This window comes from Sinorhizobium americanum (assembly GCF_001651855.1).
GTDB lineage: Bacteria > Pseudomonadota > Alphaproteobacteria > Rhizobiales > Rhizobiaceae > Sinorhizobium > Sinorhizobium americanum.
In genome coordinates, this window is record NZ_LNQC01000060.1 from 1 (window position 1) to 14770 (window position 14770).

The window sequence follows — 14770 nt, forward strand, 5'->3', positions numbered from 1 at the left end:
AGCACTGAGGCTCGCTGGCAGCGAGGAACAGAAGAGGCATTTCTTCGCGCGTATCCTCGATGGGGATCGTCTTGGCAACGCATTCACCGAGATCGGCACGAAGACGCCGGTCGATTTCAAGACAAGCCTTCGCAAAGCCGACGGCAAGCTGCTGCTCAACGGTCAGAAGTTCTACTCGACCGGCTCACTCTTCGCTCACATCATCGCCGCCGTGGCGAAAGACGACAACGGACGGGTGAATATCGTCTTTATCGATCGGGCGACGCCCGGTCTCGATCTCGTCGACGACTGGACCTCGTTCGGCCAGCGGTCGACTGGCAGCGGCACGGTCACCTTCGACGACGTTGAGGTCACGGCCTTTCAGGTCGTCGACCATGACGGCGTTTTCGAACGGCCGACGCCGATGGGACCATTCGCGCAGATCATTCACTCCGCAGTGCAGGTCGGGCTGGCGCGCGGTGCGTTGTTGGAAACCATCTCCTATGTGCGCGCGCATGCCCGGCCTTTTTTCGAGCTCTCGATCGAGCATGGATACGAGGATCCACATACGGTCTATGCCGTGGGCGATGTTTCCATCCGCGTGCATGCGGCCGATGCGCTGCTTTTCCGCGCCGGTCGGCTCCTCGACATCGCAATTGAAAATCCCACGGAAGACACGGTCGCTGCGGCATCGATCGCCGTAGCGGAGGTCAAAACGCTTGGAACGGAGGTCGCCCAACTCGCAGCGACGAAGCTGATCGAACTCGGCGGCGCGCGCTCGACACTTGAGAGCTACGGCCTCGATCGGTTCTGGCGCAACGCCCGCACCCATTCGCTGCATGATCCGGTGCGGTGGAAGTATCATCATATCGGCAACTATTACCTGAATGGGCTTTTGCCGCCGCGGCACGGGGCCATTTGATCTTCGAGGGTGCGGCATGCGGAATTTCGAGCCTTTGCCAGTCGTGGCTGTCGTCGGGGGCGGCTTCAGCGGTGCCGCCGTCGCACTGCATCTGGCACGCAGTGAGCGGCCAGAGGGGCGCGTGGTCGTGTTTGAACCGCGCGCCAGGCTGGGTGCCGGCCTCGCCTATGACACGGCTGAACCGACAAATCGGATCAATGTGCCCGCCGGCAAAATGAGCCTCTACCCGGACGAGCCGGCGAGTTTCCTCGCATATCTGGAACGGGCAGATGCGCTCGCCGGCGACCCGGGTGCCGTATCCGCGGACGGCGGAGCCTATCCCCGCCGATCCGTGTTCGGTGATTATGTGGCGAGCGAGCTTGTGCCTTATCTCTCGAGCGGGGCGATCGAGCACCGACGCGCCCAGGTGCTCGGCATCAGACGCTCGGCGGGCCAGTGGACGATCGCCACCAGCGACGGTCAGGAGCTGGTGGCTGATATCGTGGTGATCGCGGTCAGTCATCCGGCGCCTGCTTTGCCGAAAGCCCTATTGCCCGTGCTGTCGCATGCGAAGCTGGTGGCCGATCCGACGAAAGCAGGGGCGTTCGAGGTCATTGCGCCCGCGGATCGGGTCTTCATCGTCGGCAACGGTCTTACGTCGGCCGATGTCGTCGCCGCGCTCGATCAGCGGGGCCATCATGGTCCTATCATTTCCATCTCGCGTCGCGGCTTGCGGTCGCGAGGCCATCCCGCCGTCGCGCAGGATCCTTATGGCGACTTCGTCTCCGAACCGATCTCCCGCGCCTCAGAACTTCTTCGTCGCATCCGCCAGGTGCTTCACGCGGCTCGGCAGCAGGGGCTCGACTGGCATCCCGTCCTCGATGCCGTCAGAGCGCAAGGCCAGCAGATCTGGCGGGCCCTGCCTGTTGTCGAACGTCGGCGCATCGCCCGCCTTGCGCGACCCTATTGGGACGCTCACCGCTTCCGCATAGCGCCGCAGGTCGAGGAGGTGCTTGATCGCGCGGTGGAAAGCGGCAGGCTAAACGTTCTCGCCGCCTCCATCGCATCTGCGGCGATCGAAGGGCAGGAGATCGTAGTTGACCTCAAGGAGAGGGGGCAGGGCGCATGGCGCCGGATTGCCGTGGACGTCATCGTCGTGACCACCGGTCCCGCTCACGGAGGCATCCTTAGATCCCAGCCCTTCCTCTCAGCGCTGGAAGAGGCGGGCGCACTGACGCCATGCGAAACCGGGCTCGGCATTGCTTGCGATCTCCATGCGCGCGCCGTCGGCGCCAGCGGTCTTGCGGATCCAAGCCTGCTCATAGCGGGGCCGCTCGCTCGCGGCACCTTTGGCGAACTGATGGGTCTACCGCAGGTGACCGAGCATGCGGCTTTCGTTGCCCGCGAAGTGGAAGCGCTCTTGGGTCGTCTCCGCCATCAACGGCAACCAGAGCGTCTCGGCGGCGACCGGATAAAACGGGCATTCGCTTACTCCCCTGAGGGTGAGGATAATCTCCGGGAAGATGTTCTTTTTGGAAAAATATTCCTTAGTAAAACTATAGATTATAATATGATCAGCACATGATCGGTAATGGACTGCGGTTGGCGCAAGGTAGAGGCGGATCACGATGTCTTGCAGGCAGACGCTGGCGCTTCGGCTGAAAGGATAGAAAATGACCAAGACTGACAACCCGCTCAATTTCCTTTGGTTCATTCCATCCTCGGGGGACGGCGCCTATCTCGGATCCGATGACCTGAGCCGACCCTCCGATCCGGGCTATTTTCGTGAGATCGCGACGGCTGTGGACCGCCTCGGCTATTCCGGCGTGCTCATCCCGACCGGCGTCGCCTGCGAGGAATCCTTCGTTCTTGCGGCCAATCTCGCGGCCTTCACGGAAAAGCTGAAGTTCCTGGTGGCCGTTCGCCCCGGAATCGCCTCGCCTGCCTACTATGCTCGGCTCGCCTCGACGCTCGACCGGGTTTCGAACGGGCGTCTTCTGCTCAACATCGTCGCGGGTGGAAGCGCCCAGGAACTCGCGGGCGACGGTGTCTTCCTGGCACATGACGAGCGCTACGAGCATGCGGACGAGTTCTTCCAGGTCTTCAATCAGCTCCTCGAGACCGGCAAGGCCAACCTGGATGGCAAATACATCAAGGCGCATAACGCGCAACTCGGTTTCCCGCCGGTTCAGGAGCCGCGCCCTCCGCTCTATTTCGGCGGATCGTCGGATGCGGCGATCGAGTTTTCCGCCGGTCTCGTCGACAAGTACCTCACTTGGGGTGAGACGCCGGACCAGGTCGGCGAAAAGATCGCCAAGGTCCGCAAGGCCGCTGCCGCCAAAGGGCGTGAAGTGACCTTCGGCATCCGCCTGCACTTCATCGTGCGCGAAACCGACGACGAAGCTTGGGCCGACGCCGACCGGCTGATTTCCAAGCTCTCTGACGAGACGATCGCCGCCGCGCAAGAGGGATTTGCGAAGAATTCCGATTCCGTCGGACAGGCCCGCATGCTGGCCCTTCACGGCGGCCGGCGCGACAAGCTCGAGGTGGCGCCGAATCTCTGGGCCGGCATCGGGCTCGTTCGTTCAGGTGCGGGGACCGCGCTCGTCGGTTCGCCGAAGACGGTCGCCGCGCGTCTGAGGGAGTATCAGGATCTCGGAATCGATACGGTCATCGCCTCCGGCTACCCGCATCTTGAGGAAGCCTATCGCGTCTCGGAATTGCTCTTCCCGGAGATCGGTCTCGGCCCGCCGCGCAACCAGATCCGTTCGACCTTTGGCGAGCACCAGGTGTTCGGCGGCGGCGGTCACGGCGGCAATTTGAGGGTTGTGGCGGGTTCTTAATTTTCCCTGCCCTGAAGACCAATCGGGCGCAAAGCCGCTCGCCCCGGCAATCGCAGGCATGACCGTGTTTCCTCATGGGTCGCGATCTGGCGCGGCAGAGCTAGCATGCAGTGAAATTCATACTCAACAGAGGAGTGATTGAGATGTCCGTCCAACCTTCTGTGCGCGCATTCGATGTCGAAGCGACCACCAGCCATCCCGCCAACCACCACGTCGATGCCGAGGGCCTGAAACGTGCTTTGCGCGCCCTTGGCGGTGGAGTCAGCATCATAACGGCCGGGGAGGGCGAGACTCGGACTGGAGCGACGGTCACGTCGGCGACCGCCCTTTCGATCGATCCGCCGCGCATGATCGTCACCCTTAACCGTTCTGCCTCAACATTGCCGGTCGTCGAGCGATATGGCCATTTCTGCGTCAATGTGGTGGGACACGACCACGAAACACTTGCCAACCAGTTCGCCGGTCTCGGCGGGCTGAAGGGGGCGGAACGTTACCACGGCGCTGAATGGATCCGCCTCGAGAGCGGAGCGCCGGTTCTGGAGAATGCGGCGGCGGCCATCGATTGCGAAGTCGAGGAGCTCATCGAACGGCACAGCCATGCAATCGTGCTTGGCCGCGTGGTCGGTATTCGCCTCGGCGATCGTGGTTCATTGGTTTACCGCGATGGGCGGTATTTCGCGCTTGGTGGATAGCCACGAACAATCAGAATGGGCGACGCTGTTCGGCGTCCGAAACGGGAGGAATGACAAATGCCGCTCGGTATGGTGAACTTTTCTTTTGATTTCTTCGCCCCCTGGCGCCTAAAAGCCGGTGCGAATGAACTCCGCGCCGGGAACATGCCCGCACAAACGCACAATCACGACGAAAGCGGTCCAGTTGTTCGGACTGAACAACAACGGGAACGTGAACACGGGCCGTTCTGGAGCTTCTTTCCAGTTCTTTAGGCTGCACCATATACAGTCCCGCCCGCGCCGTGCGTGTGCGGCAAAGCCTATTTTCGACCGATGGATTTGGCGAATTAGAGGGCATAGCGTTGGTTTCCCGCTAAGCAACGGCTCGGCCGGTTGCTTTCGAGGCGCGATCCCAAAGGAAGTCGCCAAAAAGCGATATGCTCCCACCCGACCGGCGAGGTATGGGCCAGGAGATTGTTGGAAGCAACTTCCCCCGCGAGCGCAGGTGCTCAATGGCGTCAGCCATATAGGTGGAGTGTTATCGGGGCTTCCATGAACATGTCTCTCAATTCTCAGCCCAAAGCGGCTCTGCTCACAGCTCTCGATGGGCGCTGCATTGTGCTCATCGGCATGATGGGCTCGGGCAAGACGTCGGTCGGCCGGCCGCTCGCGGCGCGGCTCGGGCTCAATTTTGTCGACGCCGATGCCGAAATCGAAGCGGCGCACCGCATGACGATCCCGGAAATCTTTGCCCAGCACGGCGAGGCCTATTTTCGCGACGACGAGCGGCGGATGCTCGCGCGGCTCCTGGCCAAAGGGCCGAAAGTGGTGGCGACCGGCGGCGGCGCTTTCATGAATGCCGAGACCCGCGCGCGGGTCGCGGAGAAGGCGGTGTCGATCTGGCTGAAGGCCGATTTCGACGTATTGATCCGCCGCGTGCGCCGGCGCGCCAACCGGCCGCTGCTGCAAACGCCCGATCCCGAAGGCGCCCTGCGCAAATTGATCGATGACCGTTACCCAACTTATGCTTTGGCCGACGTGACGGTGGTGTCCGACAACGGCCCGCACGAAATGGTCGCGATGAAAACGATGCAGGCTTTGATGTCCTATCTGAACGTTCACCCCGTGCCTTAGACCCGCCCGACGGAAGAGAGTATCTTCATGACCAGGTGCGGCTCGATCACGGATAGCGCGGTTACGATATCCTCTCGGCGACACGATCATCGAATGGGCCGGCGCGGAAATTGCTAAGCTCTGCCCCAGTGCAGCCTGCGCAACCGTTATCGACAGCCTTGTGGCGCATCATCATCCGACGGCTTTTAGCCAGAGTCTCGATGCGGTGGGCATCAGCCTCCAAGAGCTACGAACATTTCGTGCAGGTCTGCGACGGCATCCTCGCGGCGCGGATGGACGCGGTAATCTCGCCGGTCATGCGAGGGCGAGCGTGCGGCGTGTCATGGATTTCGTGCCGGTGCTGACATCTCTCTGGTGCAGGTCGGTTCCTCGGGTCGAAAGCAACCGACCGAAAACCGCTCAACCTGTCAAAAAGCAGCGCGTGAGATACTCGCGTTCATGATACGTTTCACCTTGTCGTTGTTCAGCGGAAAACCAACGCTGTGCCCTCAATTAACGTGCCGGTGATTTTTCGCCTGAAATCATCACGGCGAGAAATGCTCTTAAGGACATGCGCACGTTGTTGATCGCGGACACGCGCGGCAAACTGCCTTCATCTCTGCTTTCCCTATCCAGCGTTTGGGGCGTAGTTTCACCGGACGAAGCATGGAGATCGAGATGAGAACGGATAGACTTGCCGGGCTCGTGAGACGAGCTCTTGTGGTCGGAGCTCTGCAGATTGGCTTAATCGGCTCCGCTCTCGCCGACACGACAATCCTGAACGTGTCCTTCGATTCGACGCGTAAGCTCTACAAGGAACTCAATGCCGCCTTCGCCGAGAAATGGGAGGCGGAGACCGGCGAGACGGTGACCATCGATATGTCACACGGCGGTTCCGGTAAGCAAACGCGGTTGGTAATCGACGGCCTCGAAGCCGATGTGGTGACGCTGGCGCTCGAAGCCGATATCGACGCCATTGCACAGGCGACCGGCAAGATCCCGGCCGATTGGAAGAAGCGGCTCGAAAACAACAGCGCTCCTTATACCTCGACGATCGTCTTTCTGGTCCGCAAGGGCAATCCGAAGAGCATCAAGGATTGGGGTGACCTGACCAAGGGCGGCGTTCAGGTCATCACGCCGAATCCGAAGACCTCGGGCGGCGCCCGCTGGAACTTCCTCGCGGCTTGGGCCTGGGCACGCGCTGCCAACAACGGTGACGAGGCCAAGGCGCAGGAGTATGTGGCGCAGCTCTTCAAGCGTGTTCTCGTTCTCGATACCGGCGCGTGGGGAGCGATGACCACCTTCGTCCAGCGCGGTTTTGGCGACGTGCTGCTCGCCTGGGAGAACGAAGCCCATCTCGCGCTCGAGGAACTCGGCCCAGACAATTTCGAGATCGTCACGCCTTCGATCTCCATCAAGGCCGAACCGCCGGTGGCGCTTATCGATGGCAATGTCGACAGAAAGGGCACGCGGACAGTGGCGGAAGCCTACCTAAAGTTTCTCTACAGCGACGCTGGGCAGAAGATCGTTGCCGAACATTACTACCGCCCGTTCAAGCCAGAACTTGCCAATCCCGATGACGTTGCCCGCTTCGCCGATCTCAACCTGGTGACGATTGACGAATTCGGCGGTTGGAAGGAAGCTCAGGCGAAATTCTTCGCTGATGGTGGGATCTTCGACCAGATCTACGAGCCGGGTCGATAGGATTCCATACCGGTCGACAGACGGCGAAGAGCTTCGCTACGGCGCCGCGACTGCTGGGCGCGGCAGGCATCGAAGGGACGAGACAATCATGGAAGTCCGCGTCCAGAACCTGCGCAAGGAATTCGGTCGCTTTCCGGCGCTCGTGGATGTGAGCCTCGATATCCACTCAGGCGAGCTGATCGCGCTGCTCGGCCCCTCGGGGTCAGGCAAGACGACACTGCTCCGGCTGATTGCCGGGCTTGAAAGCCCGACCGAAGGCATGATCCTTTTCGGCACCGAGGATGCATCGAAGAAGACGGTGCAGGAGAGAAACATCGGCTTCGTCTTCCAGCACTACGCTCTCTTCCGACACATGACCGTGCTTGACAACATTGCATTCGGTTTGAAGGTGCGGCCCAGCAAGAAGCGTCCGCCGGCCGACGAGATCCGCCGCCGGGCGATCGACCTCATAGAGCTGGTGCAACTCGCGGGGCTCGAAAAACGCTATCCGGCCCAGCTCTCCGGCGGCCAACGTCAGCGAGTGGCTCTCGCCCGTGCCATGGCGGTCGAACCGAGCGTGCTGCTGCTCGACGAACCCTTCGGCGCGCTCGACGCGCAGGTCCGCAAGGAACTCCGTCGCTGGCTGCGGGAAATTCACGACCGCACCGGCTACACGACGGTCTTCGTTACCCACGATCAGGAAGAAGCGCTCGAGCTTGCCGACCGCGTCGTCGTGATGAGCAAGGGCGTGATCGAGCAGGTGGGCACGTCGGACGAGATTTACGACCACCCGGTCTCGCCCTTTGTCTACGGCTTCATCGGCCAATCGAACTGCCTGAACGTCACTTTGGCGAGCGGCGAGATCTGGTTCGAGGCCAGGCCGATCGGCCTGCGTGCCGCGAACGAGCCGGACGGCGCGGCAACCCTCTATTTCCGCCCGCACGACGTCGAGCTCATCGACGGTTCGAGCGGCTGCCTCGCCGGCCGCGTGACGGCGAGCCGCCGCGTGGCGGGCACCCGCCATCTGGAATTGGAAATAGGTAAGGAACGATCTTCGGTTGAAATCGAGTTGTCGCCCGAGCGTGCGTCCTCGGCTGACCGCACCCGCATCGCGTTCCGGCCGACCAAGTGGAAGCTGTTTCGGGGGGAATGATTCAGTATGCGGGTTCGCTTCGAATTCAAACCATCCGCGGGCGCGAACGGAGATTCGGTTCAAGATGGGCAGGAAATTGCGGGTTGAAGGTCAAAGAGAATAGGTCTTTCCCCGGACGATGCCTGCCGCGTCATCTGTTTGCGTTGTGACAATCAATTAAATGGATAGATATATCTGAGCAAATAATGGAGGTTCGAATGCTTTCGAATAAAATTGCCGGAATTCTGAAACTGTCGCTCGTGCTCGGTAGCGTGCAGCTTGGTGCTGCTGGTCTCGCTCAGGCAGACACCACACTTCTGAACGTGTCCTATGATCCAACGCGGGAACTCTATAAGGATTTCAACGCCGCCTTCGCGGAAAAATGGAAGACCGATACGGGCGAAACCGTAACAATCCAGACCTCGCATGGCGGCTCGGGCAAGCAGGCCCGCTCGGTGATCGACGGTCTCGAGGCCGATGTGGTGACGCTGGCGCTCGAAGCCGATATCGACGCGATCGCCAAGGCGACCGGCAAGATACCCGCCGACTGGAAGACCCGCCTGGAAAACAACAGCGCGCCCTATACGTCGACAATCGTCTTCCTGGTCCGCAAGGGTAACCCGAAGGGGATCAAGGATTGGAGCGACCTGACCAAGGAAGGCATCCAGGTCATCACCCCGAATCCGAAGACCTCGGGCGGCGCCCGCTGGAACTTCCTCGCCGCCTGGGCCTGGGCGCGCGCCGCCAACAACGGCGACGATGGCAAGGCGCAGGAATACGTGACGCAGCTCTTCAAGCACGTTCCGGTGCTGGATACCGGCGCGCGCGGCGCAACCACCACCTTCGTGCAGCGCGGCCTCGGCGACGTGCTGCTGGCCTGGGAGAACGAAGCCTATCTTTCGCTCGAGGAACTCGGCCCCGACAATTTCGAAATCGTCACGCCTTCGATCTCGATCAAGGCGGAGCCGCCGGTGGCGCTCGTCGACGGCAATGTCGACGCGAAGGGCACCCGCAAGGTGGCGGAAGCCTACCTCAACTATCTCTACAGCGATGCCGGCCAGAAGCTCGCCGCCAAGCACTATTACCGGCCGTTCAAGCCGGAGCTTGCCGACCCGAAGGACACCGCCCGCTTCGCCGACGTGAAACTCGTCACTATTGACGAATTCGGCGGTTGGAAGGAAGCTCAGCCGAAATTCTTCGCCGATGGCGGGGTCTTCGACCAGATCTACAAGCCGGGACAATAACAGCATATGACCATTCGCAGCAGCACGCGAATGGCGGTTTCGGCAGCCGAGCGTCATTCCGGATTTCCGGACTGGCGCTCAGGGTCCGAAGAAAAATGTTGTCCATTATTTAGATGAAATTAGTAGATTATTATTTGAGAGAGATGTCTTCGAGCCCGTAAAGTGGCACATCGGCAATCTCCATTGCAGTTGCCGGCTCGCGGGGCCGTAGGTGGCAGCCTTGTCGGTCAGGATGCACTGCTTTTGGGAGACCAATCGATGAACGCAGCTATACGGTACCTTGCAAAGATTGCCCTCGCCGGGGGTATCGCTCTTGGCCTCGCCACGGTTGCCGATGCGCAGGACAAGATCGTCAGGATAGGGTTCCAGAAGTACGGCACGCTCATTCTGCTGAAGACAAAGGGGTTGCTCGAGGAAAAGCTGGAGCCGCAGGGCTATACGGTCGAGTGGACGGAATTTCCCGCCGGACCGCAACTCCTCGAGGCGCTCAACGTAGGTTCCGTCGATTTCGGTACGACGGGTGAAGCGCCTCCCATCTTTGCGCAGGCGGCCGGGGCCCCGCTCGTCTATGTCGGCTATGAGCCGCCGGCCCCGGAAGCGGAAGCAATCATCGTCCCGAAGGATAGCCCGCTCAAAGGGGTTGCCGACCTCAAGGGCAAGAAGGTCGCGCTGAACAAGGGCTCGAACGTCCACTATCTCTTGGTCAAGGCGCTCGAGAAGGCAGGGCTCTCCTATTCCGACATAGAAGTTTCATTCCTGCCGCCAGCGGATGCGCGCGCCGCCTTCGAAAAGGGCGCCGTCGACGCCTGGGTGATTTGGGAGCCGTTCCTCGCAGCCGCCGAAGCCGCTACAGGCGCGAGACAGCTCACGAATGGCACCGGCGTGGTGGACAACCACGAGTTCTATCTCGCTTCGCGGAACTTCATCAATGCGCATCCCGAGGTGGTCGATACCATTGTCGCGTCGCTTGGCGAGGTGGACACCTGGATCAATGCCAACCGCAGCGACGTTGCCGAGCAGTTCTCCCCGGCACTCGGTCTTCCGAAGGAGGTGCTCGAAGTCGCCGTCGAGCGGCGGCAATACGGCGTAAAGCCGATCACGCCGGAGGTGGTCGCCGCGCAGCAGAAGATCGCCGACGTGTTTCATGAGCTCGGTCTGATCCCGTCGGCGATCAAGATCGCCGACGCAGTCCAGAAGTGACCGGCGGCAACGAAACCATGCCGGCGAGAAAGGCGTCCTGATGGCAACCCGTTTACCCCAACCCAGAAGCGCGGCGGCACTTACGTTCCTGGCTTCCTGGGCGCTGCCGCTGGGTCTTCTGGTCATATGGGAGATCGCCTCGCGCAGCGGACTATTGTCGATGCGTCTCCTGCCGGCGCCGAGCGCTGTCGCCGCGGCCTTTTTGGAAAGCGTGCGCAACGGCACGCTCCTGACGAACGCTGCGATCTCGACGGAACGGGCTTTGAAGGGCCTCATCATCGGTGGCGGGATAGGTTTTGCCCTCGGCATCCTGGCCGGAATTTCACGGCTTGTCGAAGTCGTGTTCGACACCTCGATGCAGATGCTCCGCAACGTACCGCATCTTGCCATCATCCCGCTCGTCATCCTGTGGTTCGGAATCGGCGAGGAGGCGAAAATCTTTCTCGTGGCTATAGGAACCGCCTTTCCGCTTTACCTGAATACGTTTCACGGAATACGCACGATCGACGTCCGCTTGATCGAGATGGCACGTGTTTACGGGCTCGGCCGCCTGGCTCTGTTCTGGCGGGTGATCCTTCCGGGCGCTTTGCCGTCAATCCTGGTCGGTCTGCGATTTTCCCTCGGCATTATGTGGTTGACCCTCATCGTCGCCGAGACGATCTCGTCGACCTCGGGTATCGGCTACATGACCATGAACGCGCGGGAATTTCTGCAGACCGATGTCGTCGTGCTCGGCGTCATCGTCTATGCGCTGCTCGGCAAGGCTGCCGATACCATCACCCGCCTGATTGAGGCACGCGCGCTCGCCTGGCATCCCGCCTATCGAATGAACCCAACCGGGGAAGCGATATCATGAGCGAGCCTGCATCCCATCTTCGTGTGCGTGGCCGGCCCCTTCTCCGGGAAGTGCCGGGTCCGACCGAGCGGACCGTCGTCAGCGAGCTGATTCCGCGGAAGCAGGAGGAACGGCCGGTAAATGGGAAGACCGTGCTCCTCGACGGATTGTCGAAATCGTTCGCGAGCAGGCGAGTGCTCTCGCGGCTGAATCTGGAGATTCCGGCCGGCCAATTGCTGGCGATCGTCGGGCGATCCGGTTGTGGCAAGTCCACGCTTCTGCGTCTCATTGCCGGACTCGACCGGCCGAGCAGCGGTGTGATTTCAGTGGGCGGTGCTGAGGTAAAGTCGCTTCAGTCGAATGTGCGGCTCCTGTTTCAAGATGCGAGGCTGCTTCCCTGGCATCGGGTGATCAGCAATGTCGGCATCGCTCGGACAAAGAATTGGCGCGATAGCGCCGCGGCGGCTCTAGCCGATGTCGGGCTTGCAGATCGGGCGAACGACTGGCCGGCTGTTCTTTCGGGGGGTCAGGCCCAGCGCGTGGCCCTCGCGCGCGCATTGGTGAGCCGGCCGGGCGTCCTCCTGCTGGACGAACCCTTCGGGGCTCTCGATGCCCTCACGCGCATGGAGATGCACCGCCTGCTGGAACGCATCTGGTACGAGCACGGCTTTACGACGGTTCTGATCACGCATGATGTCGCCGAGGCGGTCGCACTTGCCGATCGGGTGATCGTCCTGCGCGACGGCGGGATCGCCCTCGACATGCCGATCGACCTTCCCCGCCCGCGTCGTGGGGCAGCGGACACCGCAGCCGTCTCATTGCAGGCGCGAATTCTCGACGAGGTATAGGCGAACCATGGCCGCGTCGGCATTGGAAATGGACCCCAATCCGCTGCCAGTGACAAAACTTCGAGCACGAGCACGTGGAAGCACTTGGCATGCCGGATGTAAGTGGCTGCCAGTCCTCGCGAAGGAGATCGCGCGCATGAGACCACTGGTTCCGGACATCGAAACACTCATTCTTCCGGGGCTCAATGGATCGCCCGAAGAACATTGGCAGCGTCATTGGGCGCGCGACAATAGGGACAGCCAAATTGTCGAGCAGGACAACTGGACCTGTCCCGATCTGGACAATTGGATGGGGTGCCTCGAAAGCGCCATTGAAGCCAGCCCGGGCGATATCGGGCTGGTCGCCCATAGCCTCGGCTGCGTGCTTGCTGCAAACCTTGCGAACCATCCCCTTGCATCACGCGTACGTTGCGCACTGCTGGTGGCGCCATGTGACCTCGAAACGACGGAGGAGCTGCATCCCTGCGCAATAAATTTCGGCGACATGCCACGCTGGCGACTGCCGTTCCCGAGCCTCGTCGTCGGAAGTCTTAATGATCCCTACATGTCAGTGGAAAGATTACGGCTTACGGCACGATATTGGGGCAGTGCGCTCATCGATCTCGGCGAGGCCGGGCATATCAACATCGCGAGCGGCTTCGGTCGCTGGCAAGTTGGATATGCCTTATTCGACCTTCTCAGGTCATCGAGCGAGCGTTTGTCTACTGAGCGACGACCGAAGGACGAGCTATTCCCGAGAGCGTTCACCGGTGCGCGTCTCGCCCCGAACTAGAGCTGGGTGGGCCACCTGTCTCTGCGTTTGCTTTTGCTTTTGCCGCATTCTGCAGTCAGGTGATTGCACCCGGCTGCAGAATGCGTCCAGTGAGAGGGAAGATCACAGAGGCTATTGCAGCATGGCCGTGGAGGATTTCAGCCATCAGCAACAGCCGTGAGCCGCACCCCGCGGGCAAGAGGTCGCTCCGACCCAGCCCTTGACGGAAATTCCAGCGCGGAGAGGTGACATCGAAGGCAGTGACAATTTCGGTAGGCCGGGATCCCGCACTGCCCATGCGGGCTGGTAACGAGGCTAATAACGCGTCGGTCGCTGTCCAATTTGACGAACTTAGGCGTCTTTCCGGATGATTTCATCGATGTCGCGGATGCCGCGGATCGTCATGCGGGTTCAGGAGAAATCGCCGGACAATTTCGAGGTAGCTGTTGTAGACCAGCCCGCCGTTCAGGGCGACGAGAGCATCTCTGTTCTGGCGGTAGATCGCAGGTATCCGGTACCAGGGAATGCCTGGCCGGCTGTGATGCAGGACGTGCAGGTTGTTGTGCAGAAACAGCAAACCAAGGAGCCTGCTGTTTTCGACGATCGCCGTACGCTCCTCGTGATTGTCGGCATAGCGATGCTCGGCATAGGAGCGAAGCCGTGTAAGTGCTGCGCCGCCGTAGATGAAGCCAAACACGTAAAGCCAAAGAGGCATATCGCAGACCAGCAAAACCCAAGCGAGCACAGCTGCCACACCCGCACTGTGGCTCAGCCAGATCCTCCGACGTTCGCGGCCTTCTTCAAAGACCACGCGCAGTTCCTGGGCAAGGAAGTTCAGGATCATTATGGCCGGGCCAATCGCCAGCCGGCCGAGCAGGGTGCTGTTCCATGCGGCGAGCAACCGCCCGAAAGCTCCGAGCCGATCCCAGGCGGCCTTTGTGAAGTAAGAGGACTCCGGATCTTCTATCGGGTCGGTCAGGTGCTCGTCGCGGTGATGGGTGAGGTGGCTATCCTTGTAGATCGCATAGGGAAGCCACAAGGACAGTGGTGCCCAGCCGATCGCATCGTTTATCCGCCGATTGCGGGTAGGATGGCCATGCATCACTTCGTGCTGAAGCGAGCCGTGCCAGGCAATCAGCCAACTGCCAGCGGCCATGACCAGCGGCATCGGTAGTGACGCCCACCACCACGTGAGCGCCAGATAGCCGCCGTAGATGGCCCCCGAAAGCGCGACGGTCGGCCATTCCAGTCGGCTTATGGATGGGCTCTTGAGAGCAGAAAAACTGCCGATAGCCAACACTCGAAACTCCGGGATATAAGGAAAGTGCTGCAAAAACAGCACTGTAATGTAATACATCATTTCTATAGATTACGACTATTTAGATCAAGTGCTAGCGAGCTGCGAACGACGGATTCGCAATGCCGTTGCCAACTCAAGTGAAAATACGAAATGGCATTCCGAAATTGACCTAAGACTGAGTGGATTTAGTCTGTAGATTTAATGTACAATGAACTCTAATCGCCTTCGTTGAGGGCGCGGACCGGCCAAGTGTGGTCGGATGCCGCGAAA

At 60.8% G+C, this 14770-nt stretch carries 14 protein-coding genes and 1 pseudogene; 13 read left to right on the plus strand and 2 right to left on the minus strand.

Translation table 11 applies throughout. The features are described 5' to 3' along the window. The 5 genes from ATC00_RS17570 to ATC00_RS32215 all read left to right on the plus strand — a co-directional run. Positions 1-901, plus strand: a 901-nt coding sequence (locus ATC00_RS17570) for an acyl-CoA dehydrogenase family protein (protein WP_064253782.1), incomplete at its 5' end; no start/stop codon positions are given. A gap of 16 nt (positions 902-917) precedes the next feature. Next, positions 918-2465: an FAD/NAD(P)-binding protein gene (locus ATC00_RS17575; RefSeq protein ID WP_082912398.1), complete on the plus strand. Its 1548-nt coding sequence runs from the start codon at positions 918-920 to the stop codon at positions 2463-2465. 88 nt (positions 2466-2553) lie between these two features. Next, entirely contained in the window at positions 2554-3723 is a 1170-nt protein-coding gene (ssuD, locus tag ATC00_RS17580) for an FMNH2-dependent alkanesulfonate monooxygenase (protein WP_064253783.1), read from the plus strand. A gap of 143 nt (positions 3724-3866) precedes the next feature. Further along, complete coding sequence (locus ATC00_RS17585) at positions 3867-4415, plus strand: flavin reductase family protein (RefSeq protein ID WP_064253784.1); 549 nt, start codon at positions 3867-3869, stop codon at positions 4413-4415. 57 nt (positions 4416-4472) lie between these two features. After that, a complete protein-coding gene (locus tag ATC00_RS32215) occupies positions 4473-4667 on the plus strand; it encodes a hypothetical protein (protein WP_072642922.1) in 195 nt (64 codons plus the stop codon). A 100-nt stretch (positions 4668-4767) separates the two neighbouring features. On the opposite strand, the pseudogene ATC00_RS34080 reads toward ATC00_RS32215, so the two are convergent. Then, positions 4768-4932: pseudogene (locus ATC00_RS34080) on the minus strand (Tn3 family transposase); the annotation flags it as partial. 80 nt (positions 4933-5012) lie between these two features. On the opposite strand from ATC00_RS34080, the gene ATC00_RS17590 reads away from it, so the two are divergent. From ATC00_RS17590 to ATC00_RS17625, 8 genes are all read left to right on the plus strand, one after another. Continuing rightward, positions 5013-5528: a shikimate kinase gene (locus ATC00_RS17590; protein ID WP_234782347.1), complete on the plus strand. Its 516-nt coding sequence runs from the start codon at positions 5013-5015 to the stop codon at positions 5526-5528. Positions 5529-6185: 657 nt separating this feature from the next. Further along, positions 6186-7211 carry a sulfate ABC transporter substrate-binding protein gene (locus tag ATC00_RS17595; RefSeq protein ID WP_064253812.1) on the plus strand — a complete coding sequence of 342 codons (1026 nt, stop codon included), beginning with the start codon at positions 6186-6188 and terminating at the stop codon, positions 7209-7211. A gap of 88 nt (positions 7212-7299) precedes the next feature. Further along, a complete protein-coding gene (locus ATC00_RS17600; protein WP_064253785.1) occupies positions 7300-8343 on the plus strand; it encodes a sulfate/molybdate ABC transporter ATP-binding protein in 1044 nt (347 codons plus the stop codon). Between the two features lie 197 nt (positions 8344-8540). Beyond that, positions 8541-9566 (plus strand): sulfate ABC transporter substrate-binding protein, encoded by a 1026-nt coding sequence (locus tag ATC00_RS17605; protein WP_064253786.1) that lies wholly within the window; start codon positions 8541-8543, stop codon positions 9564-9566. Between the two features lie 258 nt (positions 9567-9824). Further along, positions 9825-10766: a sulfonate ABC transporter substrate-binding protein gene (locus tag ATC00_RS17610; protein ID WP_037390731.1), complete on the plus strand. Its 942-nt coding sequence runs from the start codon at positions 9825-9827 to the stop codon at positions 10764-10766. A gap of 40 nt (positions 10767-10806) precedes the next feature. Next, the gene (locus ATC00_RS17615) at positions 10807-11622 is read left to right on the plus strand and encodes an ABC transporter permease subunit (protein ID WP_064253787.1); all 816 of its coding nucleotides are present in this window, start codon (positions 10807-10809) and stop codon (positions 11620-11622) included. Further along, the gene (locus ATC00_RS17620; RefSeq protein ID WP_082912399.1) at positions 11619-12449 is read left to right on the plus strand and encodes an ATP-binding cassette domain-containing protein; all 831 of its coding nucleotides are present in this window, start codon (positions 11619-11621) and stop codon (positions 12447-12449) included. Before ATC00_RS17615 ends, ATC00_RS17620 begins: the two co-directional genes overlap by 4 nt. Before the next feature lie 136 nt (positions 12450-12585). Further along, on the plus strand, positions 12586-13221 hold the full coding sequence (locus tag ATC00_RS17625; protein WP_064253788.1) for an RBBP9/YdeN family alpha/beta hydrolase: 636 nt from the start codon (positions 12586-12588) through the stop codon (positions 13219-13221). A gap of 352 nt (positions 13222-13573) precedes the next feature. On the opposite strand, the gene ATC00_RS17630 is transcribed toward ATC00_RS17625, so the two are convergent. Further along, positions 13574-14560: a fatty acid desaturase gene (locus tag ATC00_RS17630; protein WP_234782349.1), complete on the minus strand. Its 987-nt coding sequence runs from the start codon at positions 14558-14560 to the stop codon at positions 13574-13576. Positions 14561-14770: the final 210 nt, after the last annotated feature.

What these genes read in the sequence shown, in the direction of transcription:
- ATC00_RS17575 (WP_082912398.1), top strand. Translation starts at nt 918, where the DNA reads ATGCGGAATTTCGAGCCTTTGCCAGTCGTGGCTGTCGTCGGGGGCGGC.
- ssuD (WP_064253783.1), top strand. Translation starts at nt 2,554, where the DNA reads ATGACCAAGACTGACAACCCGCTCAATTTCCTTTGGTTCATTCCATCC.
- ATC00_RS17585 (WP_064253784.1), top strand. Translation starts at nt 3,867, where the DNA reads ATGTCCGTCCAACCTTCTGTGCGCGCATTCGATGTCGAAGCGACCACC.
- ATC00_RS32215 (WP_072642922.1), top strand. Translation starts at nt 4,473, where the DNA reads ATGCCGCTCGGTATGGTGAACTTTTCTTTTGATTTCTTCGCCCCCTGG.
- ATC00_RS17595 (WP_064253812.1), top strand. Translation starts at nt 6,186, where the DNA reads ATGAGAACGGATAGACTTGCCGGGCTCGTGAGACGAGCTCTTGTGGTC.
- ATC00_RS17600 (WP_064253785.1), top strand. Translation starts at nt 7,300, where the DNA reads ATGGAAGTCCGCGTCCAGAACCTGCGCAAGGAATTCGGTCGCTTTCCG.
- ATC00_RS17605 (WP_064253786.1), top strand. Translation starts at nt 8,541, where the DNA reads ATGCTTTCGAATAAAATTGCCGGAATTCTGAAACTGTCGCTCGTGCTC.
- ATC00_RS17610 (WP_037390731.1), top strand. Translation starts at nt 9,825, where the DNA reads ATGAACGCAGCTATACGGTACCTTGCAAAGATTGCCCTCGCCGGGGGT.
- ATC00_RS17615 (WP_064253787.1), top strand. Translation starts at nt 10,807, where the DNA reads ATGGCAACCCGTTTACCCCAACCCAGAAGCGCGGCGGCACTTACGTTC.
- ATC00_RS17620 (WP_082912399.1), top strand. Translation starts at nt 11,619, where the DNA reads ATGAGCGAGCCTGCATCCCATCTTCGTGTGCGTGGCCGGCCCCTTCTC.
- ATC00_RS17625 (WP_064253788.1), top strand. Translation starts at nt 12,586, where the DNA reads ATGAGACCACTGGTTCCGGACATCGAAACACTCATTCTTCCGGGGCTC.
- ATC00_RS17630 (WP_234782349.1), bottom strand. Translation starts at nt 14,560, where the DNA reads ATGATGTATTACATTACAGTGCTGTTTTTGCAGCACTTTCCTTATATC.